The 16,861-nt window shown below is 47.5% G+C and carries 14 protein-coding genes, 1 tRNA gene and 2 pseudogenes; 9 read left to right on the top strand and 8 right to left on the bottom strand.

What is annotated here, in order from left to right; genetic code table 11:
• Nucleotides 1-287 precede the first annotated feature (287 nt).
• Nucleotides 288-1,349, top strand: coding sequence for a quinolinate synthase NadA (gene nadA / locus HLM86_RS12380; protein WP_076587118.1), 1,062 nt, complete (start codon nucleotides 288-290; stop codon nucleotides 1,347-1,349).
• Between the two features lie 74 nt (nucleotides 1,350-1,423).
• Here nadA and HLM86_RS12375 read toward each other — a convergent pair whose 3' ends face one another.
• Both HLM86_RS12375 and HLM86_RS12370 read right to left on the bottom strand, forming a co-directional pair.
• Nucleotides 1,424-1,963, bottom strand: a complete 540-nt coding sequence (locus HLM86_RS12375; protein WP_076587115.1) for a disulfide bond formation protein B — start codon at nucleotides 1,961-1,963, stop codon at nucleotides 1,424-1,426.
• Nucleotides 1,964-1,974: 11 nt separating this feature from the next.
• Nucleotides 1,975-2,130 (bottom strand): DUF5993 family protein, encoded by a 156-nt coding sequence (locus tag HLM86_RS12370; RefSeq protein WP_171831455.1) that lies wholly within the window; start codon nucleotides 2,128-2,130, stop codon nucleotides 1,975-1,977.
• A 293-nt stretch (nucleotides 2,131-2,423) separates the two neighbouring features.
• Between HLM86_RS12370 and HLM86_RS12365 the strand changes: the two genes are divergently transcribed.
• Nucleotides 2,424-3,461: a potassium channel family protein gene (locus HLM86_RS12365; RefSeq protein ID WP_170882997.1), complete on the top strand. Its 1,038-nt coding sequence runs from the start codon at nucleotides 2,424-2,426 to the stop codon at nucleotides 3,459-3,461.
• Between the two features lie 121 nt (nucleotides 3,462-3,582).
• On the opposite strand, the gene HLM86_RS12360 is transcribed toward HLM86_RS12365, so the two are convergent.
• Nucleotides 3,583-4,335 (bottom strand): SDR family oxidoreductase, encoded by a 753-nt coding sequence (locus HLM86_RS12360; protein ID WP_076587109.1) that lies wholly within the window; start codon nucleotides 4,333-4,335, stop codon nucleotides 3,583-3,585.
• Nucleotides 4,336-4,409: 74 nt separating this feature from the next.
• Between HLM86_RS12360 and HLM86_RS12355 the strand changes: the two genes are divergently transcribed.
• The gene (locus HLM86_RS12355) at nucleotides 4,410-4,817 is read left to right on the top strand and encodes a winged helix-turn-helix transcriptional regulator (RefSeq protein WP_076587106.1); all 408 of its coding nucleotides are present in this window, start codon (nucleotides 4,410-4,412) and stop codon (nucleotides 4,815-4,817) included.
• Nucleotides 4,818-4,868: 51 nt separating this feature from the next.
• Here the strand turns inward: HLM86_RS12355 and HLM86_RS12350 are convergent, their stop codons facing one another.
• Entirely contained in the window at nucleotides 4,869-5,438 is a 570-nt protein-coding gene (locus tag HLM86_RS12350; protein WP_076587104.1) for a UPF0149 family protein, read from the bottom strand.
• Between the two features lie 123 nt (nucleotides 5,439-5,561).
• Here HLM86_RS12350 and HLM86_RS12345 point away from each other — a divergent pair, with 123 nt between their 5' ends.
• The 4 genes and pseudogenes from HLM86_RS12345 (at nucleotide 5,562) to HLM86_RS12335 (ending at nucleotide 9,113) form a co-directional block, all read left to right on the top strand.
• Nucleotides 5,562-7,991: a hybrid sensor histidine kinase/response regulator gene (locus HLM86_RS12345; protein WP_170882995.1), complete on the top strand. Its 2,430-nt coding sequence runs from the start codon at nucleotides 5,562-5,564 to the stop codon at nucleotides 7,989-7,991.
• Nucleotides 7,992-8,167: 176 nt separating this feature from the next.
• Nucleotides 8,168-8,255: transfer RNA gene (locus HLM86_RS12340), tRNA-Ser, on the top strand.
• 181 nt (nucleotides 8,256-8,436) lie between these two features.
• Nucleotides 8,437-8,544 (top strand): annotated as a pseudogene (locus tag HLM86_RS20505) (integrase); the annotation flags it as partial.
• 404 nt (nucleotides 8,545-8,948) lie between these two features.
• Complete coding sequence (locus HLM86_RS12335; protein WP_170882993.1) at nucleotides 8,949-9,113, top strand: hypothetical protein; 165 nt, start codon at nucleotides 8,949-8,951, stop codon at nucleotides 9,111-9,113.
• Nucleotides 9,114-9,315: 202 nt separating this feature from the next.
• Here HLM86_RS12335 and HLM86_RS12330 read toward each other — a convergent pair whose 3' ends face one another.
• From HLM86_RS12330 to HLM86_RS12320, 3 genes are read right to left on the bottom strand one after another with little or no spacing between them, the layout of a single operon-like run.
• Nucleotides 9,316-9,966: a glutathione S-transferase family protein gene (locus HLM86_RS12330; protein ID WP_170882991.1), complete on the bottom strand. Its 651-nt coding sequence runs from the start codon at nucleotides 9,964-9,966 to the stop codon at nucleotides 9,316-9,318.
• A 17-nt stretch (nucleotides 9,967-9,983) separates the two neighbouring features.
• Nucleotides 9,984-11,183, bottom strand: coding sequence for a YbfB/YjiJ family MFS transporter (locus HLM86_RS12325; RefSeq protein ID WP_170882989.1), 1,200 nt, complete (start codon nucleotides 11,181-11,183; stop codon nucleotides 9,984-9,986).
• A complete protein-coding gene (locus HLM86_RS12320; RefSeq protein WP_170882988.1) occupies nucleotides 11,173-12,990 on the bottom strand; it encodes an FAD/NAD(P)-binding protein in 1,818 nt (605 codons plus the stop codon). Before HLM86_RS12320 ends, HLM86_RS12325 begins: the two co-directional genes overlap by 11 nt.
• A gap of 622 nt (nucleotides 12,991-13,612) precedes the next feature.
• Here HLM86_RS12320 and HLM86_RS12315 point away from each other — a divergent pair.
• Nucleotides 13,613-14,128: a hypothetical protein gene (locus HLM86_RS12315; RefSeq protein ID WP_217702172.1), complete on the top strand. Its 516-nt coding sequence runs from the start codon at nucleotides 13,613-13,615 to the stop codon at nucleotides 14,126-14,128.
• A gap of 525 nt (nucleotides 14,129-14,653) precedes the next feature.
• Here HLM86_RS12315 and HLM86_RS12310 read toward each other — a convergent pair.
• On the bottom strand, nucleotides 14,654-15,577 hold the full coding sequence (locus tag HLM86_RS12310) for a LysR family transcriptional regulator (RefSeq protein ID WP_076587090.1): 924 nt from the start codon (nucleotides 15,575-15,577) through the stop codon (nucleotides 14,654-14,656).
• Between the two features lie 147 nt (nucleotides 15,578-15,724).
• On the opposite strand from HLM86_RS12310, the pseudogene HLM86_RS12305 reads away from it, so the two are divergent.
• Nucleotides 15,725-16,804, top strand: a pseudogene (locus tag HLM86_RS12305) (alkene reductase); the annotation flags it as partial.
• Nucleotides 16,805-16,861: the final 57 nt, after the last annotated feature.

The raw sequence follows: 16,861 nt of genomic DNA, 5'->3' as shown, positions 1-16,861 counted from the left end.
ATGTCGAGAGCTTGAGAAACGTGCATAAAAAAATCCGATAAACAGGGTCTATCGGATTTTTACATATTGGGAGGATCGTTCAATTGATCTGCCGATTAATGCCTTAACTGATCGGCATTAGTGCATAAGCACTCCTTTTTTGTTTAAGCGGCCCTTTTTGGTTGAAGTTGCTTGTGTATCGCCCTATCACGGCGGCAATCCAAGGATAATCCGTACTCAAACTGGCATCTTTGTCAGTGTTAGGGTTACAATACTCGGATTACTGAAAGTTGCGTAGAGCAAGAGCAATGGGCCACATTTTAGACACAATTGAAACCGTTTATCCATTTCCCCCAAAACCCGCACCGCTATCCGATGATCAGCAGAAAGCGCATATTCAAAACATAAAAGCGTTGTTGAAAGAACAAGACGCGGTTTTGATCGCACACTATTACACAGATCCTGAGATTCAAGCATTGGCCGAAGAGACGGGCGGCTTTGTTGGTGATTCGTTGGAGATGGCCAAGTTTGGCAACCGTCATCCCGCCACGACCTTGATTATCGGCGGCGTCCGCTTTATGGGAGAATCGGCAAAAATCCTTACTCCAGAAAAGCGCATTCTAATGCCAACATTAGAGGCGGAGTGTTCTCTCGATCTTGGTTGTCCTGCCGATAAGTTCACCGAGTTTTGTGATAATCACCCCGATCATACGGTGGTGGTGTATGCAAATACATCGGCAGCCGTTAAAGCACGTGCCGATTGGGTCGTGACATCGAGTATTGCGCTGGACATTGTTGAGCACCTTGACGCGGAAGATAAGCCGATTATCTGGGGACCTGACCGCCATCTTGGTTCCTATATCGCTAACAAGACAGGCGCAGATATGTTGTTGTGGCAAGGGGAATGTGTGGTTCACGATGAGTTCTCGGCAGACGCATTACGTAACATGAAGGCCGTGTACCCAGAGGCTGCGATTCTTGTTCACCCTGAATCCCCCGCCAGTGTGGTTGAGTTGGCCGATGCGGTCGGCTCAACCAGCCAACTTATAAAAGCGGCTAAAGCCCTGCCTCAGAAAACAATGATCGTGGCTACCGACAAAGGTATCTTCTATAAGATGCAACAGTTGGTGCCCGAAAAAGAGTTGATAGAAGCCCCCACGGCGGGAGCTGGAGCGACATGTCGTAGCTGCGCTCATTGCCCTTGGATGGCGATGAATGGCCTCAAAGCCATAGAAGACGCCCTGCGTTTTGGGGGGAAAGAGCACGAAATTTTCGTTGAAGAAGCGGTGCGCGTGAAGTCACTGATCCCTCTTAACCGTATGCTTGATTTTGCAGAACAACTGAGCCTTGAAGTCAAAGGCAATGCTTAGCCATAGCAAAGGGTAACGAAAGCCAGCGTCATTGCTGGCTTTTTTGTTTATATCAGTGGCCTATAAGCATGAGCTCAACCGAATAACCAATAGCTGACCGGGTTATCTGGACACTGATAAGGCCCACATTCTGCAAAAGTACCTAAAGCGTTGAGCAGCACCACGGCCAGAGCGAGGTAACAGGCAAACTTGCCGACGCGCCCCATGGCGTAACCTTGGCTTTGCCACCTTTGATCCCACATGCACAGAAGAATGGCGACGGCAAAAATGGTTGCTGCGAACAAAACAAACGCCCACGTGTAGTAGTGCAAGCCCATTATCGGGCTACCGTATGCTGGTGTGCCCGGAATCACATGCAAGGCTACCTGACGAAGCGCGGCGGCCCCACCAAATAAAGCGCCGATCAGTATGATGCCATAATGTCGTTGCTGCGGGCCAAATCGCACGTTCAACAAGAAACCAAAAGTGACCATGACAAAGCCCACTCGTTGTAACAAGCATAGAGGGCAAGGGAGTTCATGTAAGGCAAACTGAAGGACAAACCCAATCAGTAAAATGGTGCTCATACCCAGTAAACCTAAGAGGTTAAGCCAATGTACTTGATATTTATTCATGGGTTATTTCCTTATAAAAGAATCGACAAGGCGTCGCTGGCATGATGGCTAAACCAGTACACACTGACCACCACCGAGAGCGAGAACAAGGTATAACCTAGGGTCGTTTTTGCGTGATAGACACTGAGCATGGCACAGAAAAGAAGTAAAAAAATCAGAGACATCATTGGCAGTTCCTCGCGATGGACGCGTTGATAAGTCGAGTAGCAATCTTGATAGGCATAGGGCTGACCTTTCCATCATCAAGGCTGAATAGAATGTTGACAGGTAATTGTCTTGATAAGCAGACAAGTATAGTACCGCTTGCGTGAGGATGAATGTCAGCGAAGTTTAAAATACCGCCTTGGGCACGCTAAGCAAGAGAGCAAGGAGCCACGGTTTTGTTGTCCGTCACTGGCCGATGACACAAAATTGATGTAGGCTATTGAAAAATAAAGAGGAGTGTCAGGTAAGGGAGAAAATGTCAGTTTGGTTTTTGTTTAAAAAGTGGTGTAAGGGGCGTTTATTTCAGTTGAGCAGCCGCAATTTGGCTTTGATGCTGAGTCTATACGCGATGTTGTGTTGGGGGTTACTCTTTGCGAGCAATGAAACAGCTCTGACCGAAGACCTATCCACTTTTTTCTACTTCCTAATGGTGACCGCGTCTACCGTGGGTTACGGTGATTATTCACCCAGCACCGAAGCGGGAAAGTGGATCGTAATATTACTCGTGATACCGGGTGGATTAACATTATTTGCTGCCTTAGTTGGTCGGCTAACGTCAGCCTCCATCGAATATTGGCGGGCTGGAATTTTAGGAAAACGGAGAATTGGCGTGGAAAATCATATTCTATTGCTAGGATGGAATGGACAGCGCACCATGCATCTTATACGTATGCTGCAGCATGATGAAGCGGGTAAGCGCCCGATAGTGCTGTGCAGTGGAGCAGAGATTGAAAACCCGTTACCGGGCGAAATCGGGTTTGTTCGAGTGAGCAGTTATACCGATGTGTTAGAGATGGAGAAAGCAGCGATCGCGAAGGCCAGCTGCATTATGATCGATCACGAGGAAGACGACATTACCTTGTCCGCTTCCCTGTACGCGGCTAACGTGAATCCGCAAGCCCATTTGTTGGCGTATTTTAAAGATGAGGCGCTCAGCAGGCTGCTCAGTCAACATTGTCCTAATGCAGAGTGCATTCCTTCGGTGGGAGCCGAGATGTTGGCCAAAGCGGCTGTGGATCCGGGATCGAGCGCGCTGCATCAGGAATTGTTGGCTTCGACTCGCGGTATGACACAATATTCGACCCGTTATCCGCACCAACTGGCAGAGACCAAGGTTGAATCATTGTTTCAGTTTATGAAGCGTGACTATCAGGCGACCCTCATTGCTATTGATGTTGGTGACGGTATTTTACTTAACCCAGAGCTGAGTGTGGACATCCCTCCGGGCAGTAAACTGTTCTATATTGCGGATGCGCGAGTCGGCACGTTCAATTGGGATAAACTGCCCGCCTAACCGTCGCTGAATGTCTATTAACGAGGCCTGAATCAATCACCAACTTGCCTTTAGTGCGGGTTGGTGACTTTTATCCCGCTAACGTCATCTAAGTCACCGCGCTTGTGTCCATCGACGTTGGCTAAATGTTGCCGACTCCGCCGTCAATTAATAACTCAGAACCGAGCATGAACGACGACTCTTCGGACGCCATAAAGACCGCCGCGTTGGCCAGTTCTAACGGTGTGCCCATTCTTTTTAAAGGGATGAGTGATTTGACTTCGTCTATTAGCGCATCTTGTTGGACCTTGGCTAAGCCAAGCTTACCGAATGCCTCCGTATGAGTCGGGCCGGGACTCAAACTATTGACGCGGATCCCGCGATGGCTAAGTTCCCCTGAAAGCGTCCGTGCCAGTGATAGCAGCCCAGCTTTGCTCGCGGCATACACGCTACTCTGAGCTAACCCAATATGGGCAGACACACTCCCACAGAGTATGACAGACGCAGAATCCGAGAAAAGATCGACCAAAGATTGAATGAGAAAAAACGGGCCTTTGAGATTGGTATTCACTACTTGGTCAAAGTGGCGTTCGTCCCAGTCTTGGATGGGCTGATGAGTGACATCCCCAGCGTTGATGAAAAGAATATCCAGTTGAGGGAGAGAGTGCGCTAAGTGCTCTGCCAATTGTTTCTGTTGGGCCACACTCGACGCATCATTTTTATACATAATCGCCGAATCCCCCAGTTGCTTTCGCGCCTCCTCTAATCCAGCATCACTGCGACCCGTCACGATCACGGTTGCACCTTCACGTTGAAACTGTTTTGCGGTCGCTAAACCGATTCCGGCGGTGCCACCGGTAATTAGGGCATATTTATTCATCAATCGTTGGGTCATGTTATTTCACTTGTCGTTTATTGAACAAGTCTGCATTATCAACACCGTAGTAGGTAAAAGGAAGTAGGTACCAAATGGATACTAAGCCAAAAAACACCCTTAAAAACGTGACGCTGGATTCGCGCTGCCCGATGGTCGATTTCGTGACGATTGTCTCGGGAAAGTGGGCGATCCCAACACTCTATCGATTAATGATGACCGAAGGTGTGATGCGTTTTGGCGAGTTGCAAAGAGCGATAGGCGAGGTTACGCAAAAGGAGCTGACCAAACAACTGCGGACATTTGAAGCGCTTGGGATTGTGACAAGAGCAGTGTTTGACGAAAGGCCACCGCGTGTCGAGTATCAGATCACCGACCTTGGCAAAACTTTAAAGCCGACTTTTGATTCTCTTGGCTTGTGGATGGAGGAGCACAGAGAGGAACTATTGGACAATGAACGCCATTTTAGCCCGACACAAAGAATGAAATTTGAGGCATTATAAGTCTCTGAGGCAAAACAACGCCGCGACAGCAGCGTTGTCGGGCATAGGGTCTTATTGAGCGTCGGCCAGTATGGCGCCACGCATCGCCAGTCCGCAAAGCATGGCCGGCACCGCGTTAAAGATCTCTTCAAATTGCTCTAGTCCCTCAACACCTTGGTCTGATAAGGTCGCTAACGAGGTTTCTGGATCGTAAAGCATACTGATCGAAAGCAGAACGCCGCCGAGCAACGCGTTGTCTTCGCTGTCCTCTGGCATAATGGTTTCCCAGTCATCTCTGGCTAACTGCCAACCTTGAAGTAGGCCTTCGCAAAAGTCACGGCCAGATTGGCTGATGATTTCTTCTTCATCGAGAACGCAGCTTTCTGGCCATTGCCATTCATTTGTCATGAGCTCAGCGCGGTACTGGTTCCAGATAGCGATGACCAACTCAATGTAAGTTTCTAACTGTTCACCATCAGCAAAAGGAGCGACTTCTTCTCCTCCCCAGAGAAAGGCCAGCCACTCTTCAGGCGGAAGGACATGAGGCGCTGCCGCCATCGCCGCAACAAACCCGTGGGTCTTTGCTTGATTGATTAATTTGTTTTCCAGCTCTGGCAAAGACAGAATTTCTTGTAGCGTCACAATGATTACCAAACAGGTTAATAGAAATATGGCTCATACTAACAGTCAAAACGAGACATAAAAAGATGGCAGTTGAGCGAATTTCGCTATAATTGGAGTGAATCAGAAAAAATTCAAAGGCTTATGAAAATTCGTTCCTCGCTCAAAAGAAAGAGCGTTATTGCGCTCGCTGTCTATTTGGTGTTGGTGATCACCATTATAGGGACCGTGAGCTATTTAGTCGTAGAAACTCCAATTCGTGCACAGTTGGAGAGAAACCTTGATCTACGTACTCAGATTATTGCTTCTGAAATTAAAGAGCCTTTAAATCGATCCATTGGTATTTTGCAAAGCGTGGTGAGTATTGGTAATACAGATGAGGCACAGTCTCATCAGGCCGACATGTTATTAGAGCTCTTTTCTGTGATTGATGGGGTTGTCGTGAGTGGCGGCTTATGGCCGATACCTTATTCCATAGACCGCGGTCAAGCATACAAAAGCTTGTTTTTTAATCGCGCCAGTGATCAACAGGTCGATCAGATTTTTTCATGGAACAACCCTGAAATTGGAGGGTATGACAAGGAAAGTTGGTATACGTCAGTGATTGATCAAGCCCCTGGTAGCATTGCTTGGTCTCAAGTGTATATTGATCCTTTTACTCATACCCAAATGATCACCGCATCCTCGCCATATTTTCATGATGGTGTCGTGTCTGGTGTCGCGACCGTGGACATTTCCCTTGAAAACTTGGTATTGATTGTTCGCAAATACGCTGAGGAATATGAACTGGGCGTGGTGCTCAAAGATGCCTACGACGAAGTGATCACCGAACACAACTTTCACTTAGTGGATGGGATTTATATCAGTAGTACGGACTTTGGCGGATTCATGTGGACCGTTGATGTGGTTAATGCTCACCGATTGGTGACGGATCAGGTTTATGATTTGGTCTCCAGAGTCGAAATGGGGACTATTCCGATTATGTTGGTGTGTGTGATCATGGGCTACTTTTTGATCAACCAATACATCATTTCTCCGATCGTCAGTATTGCGCGGAACGTTGACGATTCTAAAGAAGGGGGGATCATTGGCTTAAAATACAAAAGCCACGACGAAATCAAACATCTTATTGAAGCCTTTAATCAAAAAACCGTATTCCTTGAAGCAGAGCGACAAAAAGCGCAGGCATCCACCAAAGCCAAGAGCTCTTTTCTCGCGACACTGTCCCATGAAATACGTACACCGATGAATGGCGTCTTGGGGACCGCGCAAATCTTGCTTAAAACAAACTTAAGTGAAGAGCAAGGTAAGCACATGAAAACCCTTTATGAGTCTGGTGAGCATATGATGATGTTGCTCAATGAGATCCTCGACTTCTCCAAAATAGAGCAGGGCCACTTAGAACTGGAGCATGCGCCATTTCCATTAGAGGCGATTGTGGGCAGCATTAATAGTGTTTACCAAACGCTGTGCACGGATAAAGGTTTGCAATTTAAAGTGTTTTCAGAAGTCCCCAATGAACGCTGGTATTTGTCTGATAAAGCGCGCTTGAGGCAAGTCCTATTCAACCTACTCAACAATGCGGTGAAGTTTACGTCTCGCGGTTATGTGGAAGTGGCGTTCAAAGAAATCCAACAGGAGGGGAAAGATTACCTATCAATTAATGTCCGTGACACGGGGATTGGTATCGCCAAAGATGCTCAGGAAAAAATCTTTAAACCTTTTGAGCAGGCCGAGTCTTCCACCACGCGACGATTTGGCGGGACAGGCCTTGGCCTCTCGATTGTAAAGCAACTTTGTGAGCTGATGGAAGGCAGTGTCACCCTGACCAGTGAGCCGGGCATCGGCACCAGTTTCACCGTATTACTGGCGATGGAGCCCTGTGAGCCGCAGCCTCGCGAAGTCCGAGAACATAGCAAACTCAACTACCACGGGCTAAAGGCGCTCATCGTTGAAGACAATCGGACCAATGCCATCATCATTGGTACTTTTATGAGTAACAAAGGCTTTAAATGTGACGTGGTGGAAAATGGCGAATTGGCGATCAACTCAATCGCCAATGCCGAGTACGATTTAGTCTTGATGGACAACCATATGCCAGTGATGGATGGGGTCGAGGCCACGATAGCTATTCGCGGATTATCGAGCTCCAAAGCAAACATTTTGATCCTAGGTTGCACGGCTGATGTCTTTAGAGAAACCCGTGAACGCATGATGAGCGCGGGCGTTGACCACATTGTGGCGAAACCGATTGATGAGCATGAACTTGACGATGCCTTGTTCCGCTTCTCCAAACGCTTGTATCAATATAAACCCGTGCGGTTAAAAAAGCCGGATTACACCTTGGACGAGGTTGAGCCCTTGCTGCTTTCGCTTTATGTGGCGTTCGACAACAGGGATTTATTCGAGGCACACAAACATCTGCAGGCATTGAAAAAACAGGTCGCTAACATAGACGACAATCACCTCGACAAGATTCTTACCTCGATATCGACGAAGCTAGGCAAGAATGAAATCCCTTCCCAGACCGATTTGGATGTGTTGACGGTCCTCCTTCACGAGCACTGTCACTGACGTGACCACACTATCAAGGCGCTGAAGGAGTGAAATTGCGCTTTTTATGTGCGAATTAGCGACGAAGTGAGCAACTGACTCTATGTGACGGTATTTTTTGCGAATTATGCTTGACCTAATACAGTAGAATCATTAAATTAGCGCCTCGTTGGTTCAGCGAATCAACCTAAAAATTCGGTGAGTTGTCCGAGTGGCTGAAGGAGCACGCCTGGAAAGTGTGTATACGGCAACGTATCGAGAGTTCGAATCTCTCACTCACCGCCACATTTAAGCCCCTAGAAATTTCTAGGGGCTTTTTCGTTTTATCGCTCTTTGTTTTGGAAAGAATGAACAGTCTCGCTCAGTATCACCCGTCTTTATCTTGGGAGTTTCGATACAATCAAATCCCCTCAATCCCTGATCCGAATAAGCACACCGATTCTGAGTCAAAGCAATAAGGTAATAGATAGGGCGCATTGGGTTTCAAGGAAGAACGACAGCTCACGGACAACGTTCGTTGGCTTCAACAACGCTTAATGAGCAAGGGTTTGATAATGAGGTTATTGAGGCGGCCTTTGGTTGTCGCGGCGTGGTCAGTTGAGTGGACACCAATGTACGTAACAGGTCCCATTGTCGATGGTGTTTTCGACCCTACCCTTAAGCACATCGTTTAGGCAACGCTAACTTGTATTTGCCCCTAAGTTTACTCTACATAGGTTCTACTTTCTTGCTCAGCTATCGCCATATGTCATCCAGCCGTATATCATGGATTAACAAAGATATACGGAGCCTTTTCATGAATCCAACCTCTGCTTTTTATAGTCAAAATGCGAGAGAAATTGCTGAACAATACAATGGTCTTGATTTTGAATCTGTGCACCAATCATGGAAGTTGTATTGACCCGAAGCAAAAGCGATCGTGTACCCAAACCTAAGCGGTTGTTTGACTCTAAAGAGCGAATCTTGGAATGATGGAAGATGGTATGGGGGAGTGATGGCTTGCATCAGCAGCGTTTTTTCACCGAAGCGACATTCTCTTTACCTAATTTGGCAGCGCAGTGTGATGATTTTGAGGAAGTGTTTGAAGCAATGGGTTTACAGCTCAAGGGCGTCAGGAGCCGTTTGTTGGTTTCAGAATGGTGAGGTTAAGCGATGGCACGCAGAATAGCACAGGAAAATATGATGCTTAAATTATCGTTGCCCACGCTTCCAGAATAGATATCATCCATCGATGTGAGCAAACGGGACTCAAAATACCGGTTGTTGCCCCATTCAACCCCTTCACTCAGTACCCTAGATTGAGGCGTAGGCCAGATTCGGTCTACACCCTTAATAAAGCCCCCCGCTATTGCACTAAATCAGTCAATAATTGCGTGTAATCGGGCTGGTTTGCTAACGCCTGAATACTGATCTGTGACAATAGGTGATTGTAGGGAGACAGGCGCATCAACTCGACTAAAGCGTGATGTTCGTGTTCAGAGAAGACCGCGCCGTGACGAAACACGACATAATCTAACGCTACATGGAGATACAAGGTGGCGAGATTGGGTGCAATATGGGCTTCTAGCCCGTCGTTCTCGATATCTTGGTTGAGCTGTTTGAGCGCGGCCACCATACCTTCTTGGCCTCGCTGAATCAAAACATTGTCACAGTCTGTATAGCGGCCCAGCGCTGCGGTTCGAAACGCGATTTCCATTAAGGTCTTGGCCGTACCAAGTTGCTTTACTTCATGGGCTTGGCGAAAGGCGATTTGACGCAGCCCTAGCGGTTGATAGGTTTCAATCAGGTACTGGCAGATGCACAAGCTTTCGCTCAGCGTGGTGCCATCTTCAAGCGTTAATGCTGGGATAAGACAAAATGGATTGATGTTTTTCAGAGCCGCTGGAGAGCGCCATGGGTCCACCCAATGGAAAGACAGTGGTGCACAACGTGACAACAGAGCTGTGGCCGCAACCACGCGTGAAAACGGCGATGTGTCATTGAGATACAGTTGCATGAGAATCCTCTATAGAATTAAATTGACTGCGAAGTAGGTTGCGCAATGCAACGCGTTGAGGTGAACAAAATACACGTTACCGAGAGCAACAAGGCGCTTGCGCTAATCGCGAATAATAAGTGATATGACGCGAGGTGGTTGAGGAAATACGCCATCAAAAAGCCGACGATTCCTTGTGATAGCGCGAACGATAGCGTCATGCCGGACCATGCCTTTGTGTGAAGTTCGTAACCGACCATTTCCAGTGTATAAGTGGAGATTAAGGTGACCGTCCCTGGGGTAAACATACCCACTAACAATGAAGACAGGAATAAGGCAACGGGGTGAGCGCTGATCAAAGGGAAGGCGACGCCCAATGCTTTGAGACTAAATGCAATGCAAAGGGAGCGCTTGAGGCCCAATTTATCACCCAACACGCCAGTAATCATTGGGCCAATCGCGGCACCAATACCAAATGTCGCCCAAAACAATCCACCACTGGTGAACGACATCCCTAACTCGCGCACAATGTAATCCACCCAAAACAAGGTATGCGGCAAATAGCCAATCGCATTGAAAGTGTAGGCAAATAAAATCAACACAACGCTGATGGCTTGTGGTTTGGAAAGCTGGGAAAAAGACGCCTTAATATAAGACGTTTTCCCCGTGCTGGGTTGGGTTTCCCAAGCATTCCATGTCAGTATCGTGGTCGCCAATGCGATTGCGCCCATGCCTATCCACGCGGACATCACACTGAAGTAGATAAGCAATGGGATTAACGTTCCTGAGAGCATCGCCCCCAAGCCGATGCCTGAAAAAACGACACCACTGATACGGGCTTTGACCTCCGGCCTATATTTTCGGACAATCACCGGAGGGGCGACCACCATGAGCAAGGCCCCCGCGACGCCAGCCAATGTACGCCATGCATAAAACCAGCTCAGCGGGGCTTCTTGCAATGCGCAGCTTAAGTAACTGAAACTGCTGACTAACATCGCCGCACGAATCAACTGGCCGGCGCTAAAATAACGCAACAATACGTTGGCGGCGGGTGCCCCCAATATGTACCCCAAAAGCGTCGCGACACCAAGATAGGAGGCGTCACTTTCGTTAAACCAGCCACTTTGAATTAACGCTGGCATTAGGGCAATGTAAGCAAATCGGCCAATGCCATTCCCGATCAGGGTGGCCCCCATCCCTGCTAAGCTATCGCGATTGATGACCTCTTTATTCAGCATAACAGGGCGCTCTCATTGGCTCAGCTAAACAGGCGAGCAATTGGTTGACAGCTTTGCCTGCGTCGACAATCGCGGTTGAGTTGACACCCGGTCTCGGGACGATGAAGGTGTAAAATTTATTGCCCTCAGTGGGTAAGCCTAGCGCCCACATCGTTTTGTGTACGTTGCCGCCTTGCCCAATCACTTGCATGTTTGTGGTGACATCAATACCACCGGGGTGATAGTTGCCATTGTAATAAAGCCGCGCGTAGCCTTTTGAGAGTAATTGTTTCCACAAGGGGGAGGCGTCGTCTTTTGGGCTGTGCATAGAAATTTTTGCGTTGATGATTAAGTCAGCGCTCATGACCGAGTCAGGCCATACCGAAGACCTTAGGGTTAAGGCGCCGAGTTCGTCATGCGCTCGCTCAACGTGTGGGCTCGGGCCAAGCGCCATACTGAGCAATCCACATTCGATAAGCGCCCGCATCTCTTCGATGCGCTCTTTCGGTGGACCAACCGCAATACGGTTCATTATTGGGATAAAAATACTGTCTACCCAACGATGAGACTCTTCGGTTAAGCCTTGAAAATCCACCGCATCTCGAATGGTATCACGCAGATCGCGTAGGACATCGCTGGCCGATTTAATCGGGCTGGTGATATTGCCTCGTTGTGCTTCGAAGACATCATCGTCCAAGTAGGTTTTCAACCAAGAGGTAAACCGCTTTTGGCAAGTCAATGTGGATGATGGAATCGGTGATACGAGCTTTTCCCAACAAAAGCGATCGTCCGGAGCAATCGTCCGTCCAATCAGTTCTCGTCGCTTCTCTTTGTCTGAAAATAAATAACTATTGCAAAACTTTTGCGCTTCTATCGTCCCATGTTTGTTGGACAAATAGGCGTCATAATAGGCATATTCCATATCATTAATCAGTAACGGTAAGACCTCTTGTATAAAGTCTATGTCGCCTCGGGCGCGCAATTGTTTGACATAGGCAGGTGTTAGGAACTTGGCTTTGTACTGCAGTGAGGCGCCTTTTTGATTGCTGGCACGGCCTGATAAAGGCAAGCCAGTCCGAGAATAGGCGATCATTTTCGGCTCTTGACCAGAAGGGCAGTATTGGAGATGACCAGCCTCTTCGCGCACAAAATTGCCCCCTCTGCCGACGGTCAATTCCGCGACCACATCACACATGGTCAGTCCCATACCTTTAATGGCGACGGTTTGTTGGTGGTCAATGCCACTTAATTTATCCGCAATGGGGTAGGGATCGGCAATGTGATACTCATGGTTTTCGATGTCTGATTTGGTATGCCCTGTCGTGACAAACACAAAGTCTAATTCATACTGTTTATTATCATCGGTGGAGACCGCCCAACCTTGGTGCGGCATTTGGTGAATATCGACGATTTCTTTAGGGAGGTAAGATATCTTTATTGTGGGTGGAGCAAATTCAACGATGTAGTTGAACGCCCAATTGAGGTATTGACCAAACAGTCGTCGAGAATAATACCCATCCGGAGAGAGTGTGTCAGGCAAATCCTCAGCAGGACATTGCTCGCATAACCATTGATAAAAAGTCGGCCCGGAGAGAATATTTCCGGCTTCTTTGATGGAATCGTCGGAGAACATGGTGATTTGCTCCGCGACTGTATTCACCAGCAAATGGTCGGGCTGATCCACGGTATGGCAACCCGCGCCCGGTAAATAGGGGTCAAAGACCAGAATGTTAAGTTCAAGGTCGGGCTGACTGAGAGAGGCCGCCACAATTCGCTCCACAATACTTAGCCCTCTAGGACCAACGCCTATAACTCCAATGCTATTCATTACTTTTCCTTAGTGCGTTAATCTAACGTAAGCCCAGTTCGAGGTGTCGCCAAGGCCCTTTTAAGGAAAAAGTGAATTCTGAGCGGAACGTCCATGCCCTGAATTCTCCTCGAAAACGTGGTTCACTTTGTGATTATTCAATTGAGGCCGTGAATACTAATATAATACGCAACTAGTTACACTTATCGTTTAGTCGTATAAGTCGGGTGTTTAGGCAGCCTCTACGGTGATGCTTTTTATAAGGGGGTGTTTAAGTCTTATTTTCTTTTTTAGCTTGGTAGGGGAGGAGTCGTTCATTCACTGTTTAAATTAACAATAGTTGCCAGTTTTGGCATACTAGACTAAGGTCGAATGATGTTTATTATCCTTGATAAGCAAAATGGACGTTGAGCCATTCTCGCGTTAATGCAACAAAACGTTTTATTAAGATGCCATACCTTATGTGTTGAGTCATGAGGTGATCACTCTACAAGGCGACATTTAGCCACCATAAAATAAATAGGAATACTATTTTATTTATATATGGAAAGGATGTCGTAATTAATTGACGATTGAGTGATTTCAGTTCCATATTGCGGTAATTTGTAACAAATAATTATCAAGGCTTAGGGTTAGATTTTAAATGAATAGCAATTATCACTTCTCTTGTGTGAGTTGTAATAACACATCGGATTTGAAATTATCGAGCGAGAGAGTGCGTCAGTTAGACAATGGTGGGGCGATAACCTGTAAATGTGGTACGTTTTTGTACCCAGATGATGAACAATATGACACCGCAAGTACATTAGTCAAAGAGCGAAAAAGTACTACGGTCCTCATTAATTTTGTTGGTACTATATGCTGCCTGATCGTGATTTCAGCCAATATGCCGGGGTCCTTAGCGCTGATCGGCATAATAATGAGTAGCCTTATTGGACCGAAATACCTGGGGGATTCAACAGAGCTAAAGACCAAGGTAGCTCCCCTGCATAAGGCGCCGTCGAAAAAATTCACCTCGATCGAAGAGTTTAAGGCCAGTTCTAAAAAATTGAATGTCGGCTTTAGTGAGATGAAGGATAAATGCTGTATTTGCGAGGTACTGACTAATCAAACTGTCAATAATCTGCATATCTGTGCGCCCTGCTCTCATAAGGCATAAATGGCAGGTTATTGATGAGGGACTTCGGGGCAGGTGCAGGGTCGTGGTCAGCCTTAAACCAACGAAGACGGCGACATGTTTTGAAGGACAAATGATTTTGAAGAATAAATAAGTTTGAAGGGAATTAAACTTATTTATTAGTCAAAGGGATATCGTATCACCCCGATTAAACCTCCGTTATTTCGCTCGTCTAAACCGCCAGGGCGAACGCATGAACGTTATTTGCTCAATTGGAGTGCAAATATTGATCAATGGATGAGTGGTATTTGAACGCCGTAATCTCTTTTGTCGAACCGTTGAAAAGAAAGCTAATCTATTAGCTCAAATATTAAATACACGTGCGGTCGCCCTGTCTAAACCGCTGAATTAATGTTGCCCAAATGTTTATGGCCTATTTAGCTTGTGACTTCTAATGATTCATGGAAAGGTTCTTTATTCACGGAAACTCCCTTTTATAATAATGCATCATGCTTATTTCAACGATGTTTCGAGGGTTTAAATGCCTCACGCTGGTCACGCAGTTCTTCACTCGCCAAGTATATATGGAAATTGTTCAAACAAAAAATCCACAAAGAGGCGGATGCGTTTGGCTTGATACATTTTACTGATATACACCACATTTAAATCGGCACTGGAGACAGATGTGGCGCTGCTGAAATTTTTCATGTAGCGATCAAGCACGGTTACAAGGCGCTGGTTATTGAGGTCAGCTTGTACGTCCAGCAACGATTTCAAGGCGATGCCTGCGCCTTGTAATGCCCATTGGCGAATAATATCGCCATCATCGGAGACACGCTTAGGCACCACGGTGATGGAGTGCTTGCGTTCTTGCTCCTGAAAATACCACGTCTTTCTTTCCTCATGGCTGCTGAGCATAACGAGACAATCATGGGTCAATAAATCTTGCGGTTGCTTTGGTGTACCGCGTTTGGCTAGGTACTCAGGGGAGGCACATAGGACGCGTTGGCTAGGGGATAAACGTCGAGAAATTAAGCGGCTATCGGCCAGCTCACCGTAGCGGATCACAATGTCCATGCCCGACTCTGCAATATTAGACAGATGGTCACTCAAATACAGGTAAGGCACAACCTCAGGGTAACGAGCGCTGAATGCGTTTAATATCGGTAGAATGTATTGCTTGCCCACATCCTTAGGGGCAACCACTTTCAGGGAGCCTTTGACTTCTTTCACGCCTTGCTGCAGCCGATGCTCGGCCTCGCTAACGCTGTCTAGGATTTCAAGGCTGGATTGGTAGTAAACTTCTCCAGCGTCGGTGAGTGAAACATGCCGGGTACTGCGATTGAGCAGCCTGACTCCATAACGTTTTTCCAGTGCCTGAAGTCTTGCTGTGACAGTCGCGGGGGATAGGCCAAGCTCTCGTCCCGCGGCCGCTAGGCCGGCGCGTTTCACAATACTCACGAACATCATCATATCCGTCAACTTATCCACGTCTGCCTCTTTATTGTTCAGTAAATTCGAATAATGTTTTCATATTTTAGCAAATTATCAATTTTTTTTGAATAAATATAATGGCTCGACGAACAGCAGATAGCCAAGCGCCCCGTGGTGGTTGAGTGAAAAAGTGAGAGGAATAGCATGAGAAAATTATTTGAAACCGTCAGCCTGAAAGGTCTTGAATTGCACAATCGGGTAGTCATGGCTCCCATGACCCGAGCACGGACAAGCCAGCCGGGTAATATACCTAATGACATAATGAGTGACTACTATCGGCAACGCGCCTCCGCTGGGTTAATCATCTCTGAAGCGACCCAAATTTCCGATGATTCTCAGGGGTACTCTTTTACTCCGGGGGTCTATACGGATGAGCAGGTTAACGGCTGGCAATCGGTGACCAAAGCGGTCCATGCGCAGGGGGCTGCCATGTTTTGTCAGCTCTGGCATGTTGGACGAGTGTCCCACCCTGTCTTTCAAAAGGGCGCTTTGCCAATGGCGCCGTCTGCGTTGGCGCCAGTAGAGACTCAGGTGTGGATCTCAGATGGGCAAGGCAATGGCCGTATGGTGGATTGTGTCCAACCGCGGGAGATGACCGAGCACGATATTGCCCGCGTCGTTCAAGACTTTGCTTATGCGGCTGAGCGCGCGATAGCGGCGGGGTTTGATGGTATTGAAATACACGGCGGTAATGGTTATCTGATCGATCAGTTCTTGCGCACCAACTCCAATCATCGCACCGATCGTTATGGGGGAAGTCGTGATAACCGTCTTCGATTTTTGTTGGAAGTGGTGGGGGCTGTGATTGAAGCGATTGGCGCCGATAAAGTCGGCGTCCGGCTTGCGCCATTTATTACGTTTAAAGACATGAATTGCCCCGATATTGTTGCCACGATTCTTGACGCATCAGCGCGACTGCAACAGTTGGATATTGCATATTTGCACTTGTCTGAAGCGGATTGGGATGACGCGCCGGTCATTCCAGACCGTTTTCGTATTGCGCTGCGTGAACGTTTCACCAACACGATTATTGTTGCTGGGCGCTATACGCAGCAGCGAGCGGATGACATCTTGAATCGCGGTTTTGCCGACTTGGTGGCGTTTGGGCGGCCTTTTGTGGCGAACCCTGATTTGGTGAGGCGATTGAAACACGGGTATCCACTGGCTGATCTCGATGGTGCGACGCTCTTTGGTGGCAATGAAACAGGGTATTCCGATTACCCTGAATACATCGAAAACTCAATGACCAGCCCCGAAAATCCTGAGTCTTTTGGGGCTGTG

Source organism: Vibrio ostreicida (assembly GCF_013074385.2).
Taxonomy (GTDB): Bacteria; Pseudomonadota; Gammaproteobacteria; order Enterobacterales; family Vibrionaceae; genus Vibrio; species Vibrio ostreicida.
The sequence above is the reverse complement of the archived record's forward strand: the minus strand, read 5'-3'. Positions and strand labels throughout refer to the sequence as shown.

Coding starts and splice junctions, on each gene's coding strand:
- HLM86_RS12355 (WP_076587106.1), top strand. CDS start 4,410: ATGGATACTAAGCCAAAAAACACCCTTAAAAACGTGACGCTGGATTCG.
- HLM86_RS12315 (WP_217702172.1), top strand. CDS start 13,613: ATGAATAGCAATTATCACTTCTCTTGTGTGAGTTGTAATAACACATCG.
- HLM86_RS12370 (WP_171831455.1), bottom strand. CDS start 2,130: ATGATGTCTCTGATTTTTTTACTTCTTTTCTGTGCCATGCTCAGTGTC.
- HLM86_RS12375 (WP_076587115.1), bottom strand. CDS start 1,963: ATGAATAAATATCAAGTACATTGGCTTAACCTCTTAGGTTTACTGGGT.
- HLM86_RS12335 (WP_170882993.1), top strand. CDS start 8,949: ATGGTATGGGGGAGTGATGGCTTGCATCAGCAGCGTTTTTTCACCGAA.
- HLM86_RS12320 (WP_170882988.1), bottom strand. CDS start 12,990: ATGAATAGCATTGGAGTTATAGGCGTTGGTCCTAGAGGGCTAAGTATT.
- HLM86_RS12330 (WP_170882991.1), bottom strand. CDS start 9,966: ATGCAACTGTATCTCAATGACACATCGCCGTTTTCACGCGTGGTTGCG.
- nadA (WP_076587118.1), top strand. CDS start 288: ATGGGCCACATTTTAGACACAATTGAAACCGTTTATCCATTTCCCCCA.
- HLM86_RS12345 (WP_170882995.1), top strand. CDS start 5,562: ATGAAAATTCGTTCCTCGCTCAAAAGAAAGAGCGTTATTGCGCTCGCT.
- HLM86_RS12365 (WP_170882997.1), top strand. CDS start 2,424: ATGTCAGTTTGGTTTTTGTTTAAAAAGTGGTGTAAGGGGCGTTTATTT.
- HLM86_RS12325 (WP_170882989.1), bottom strand. CDS start 11,183: ATGCTGAATAAAGAGGTCATCAATCGCGATAGCTTAGCAGGGATGGGG.
- HLM86_RS12360 (WP_076587109.1), bottom strand. CDS start 4,335: ATGACCCAACGATTGATGAATAAATATGCCCTAATTACCGGTGGCACC.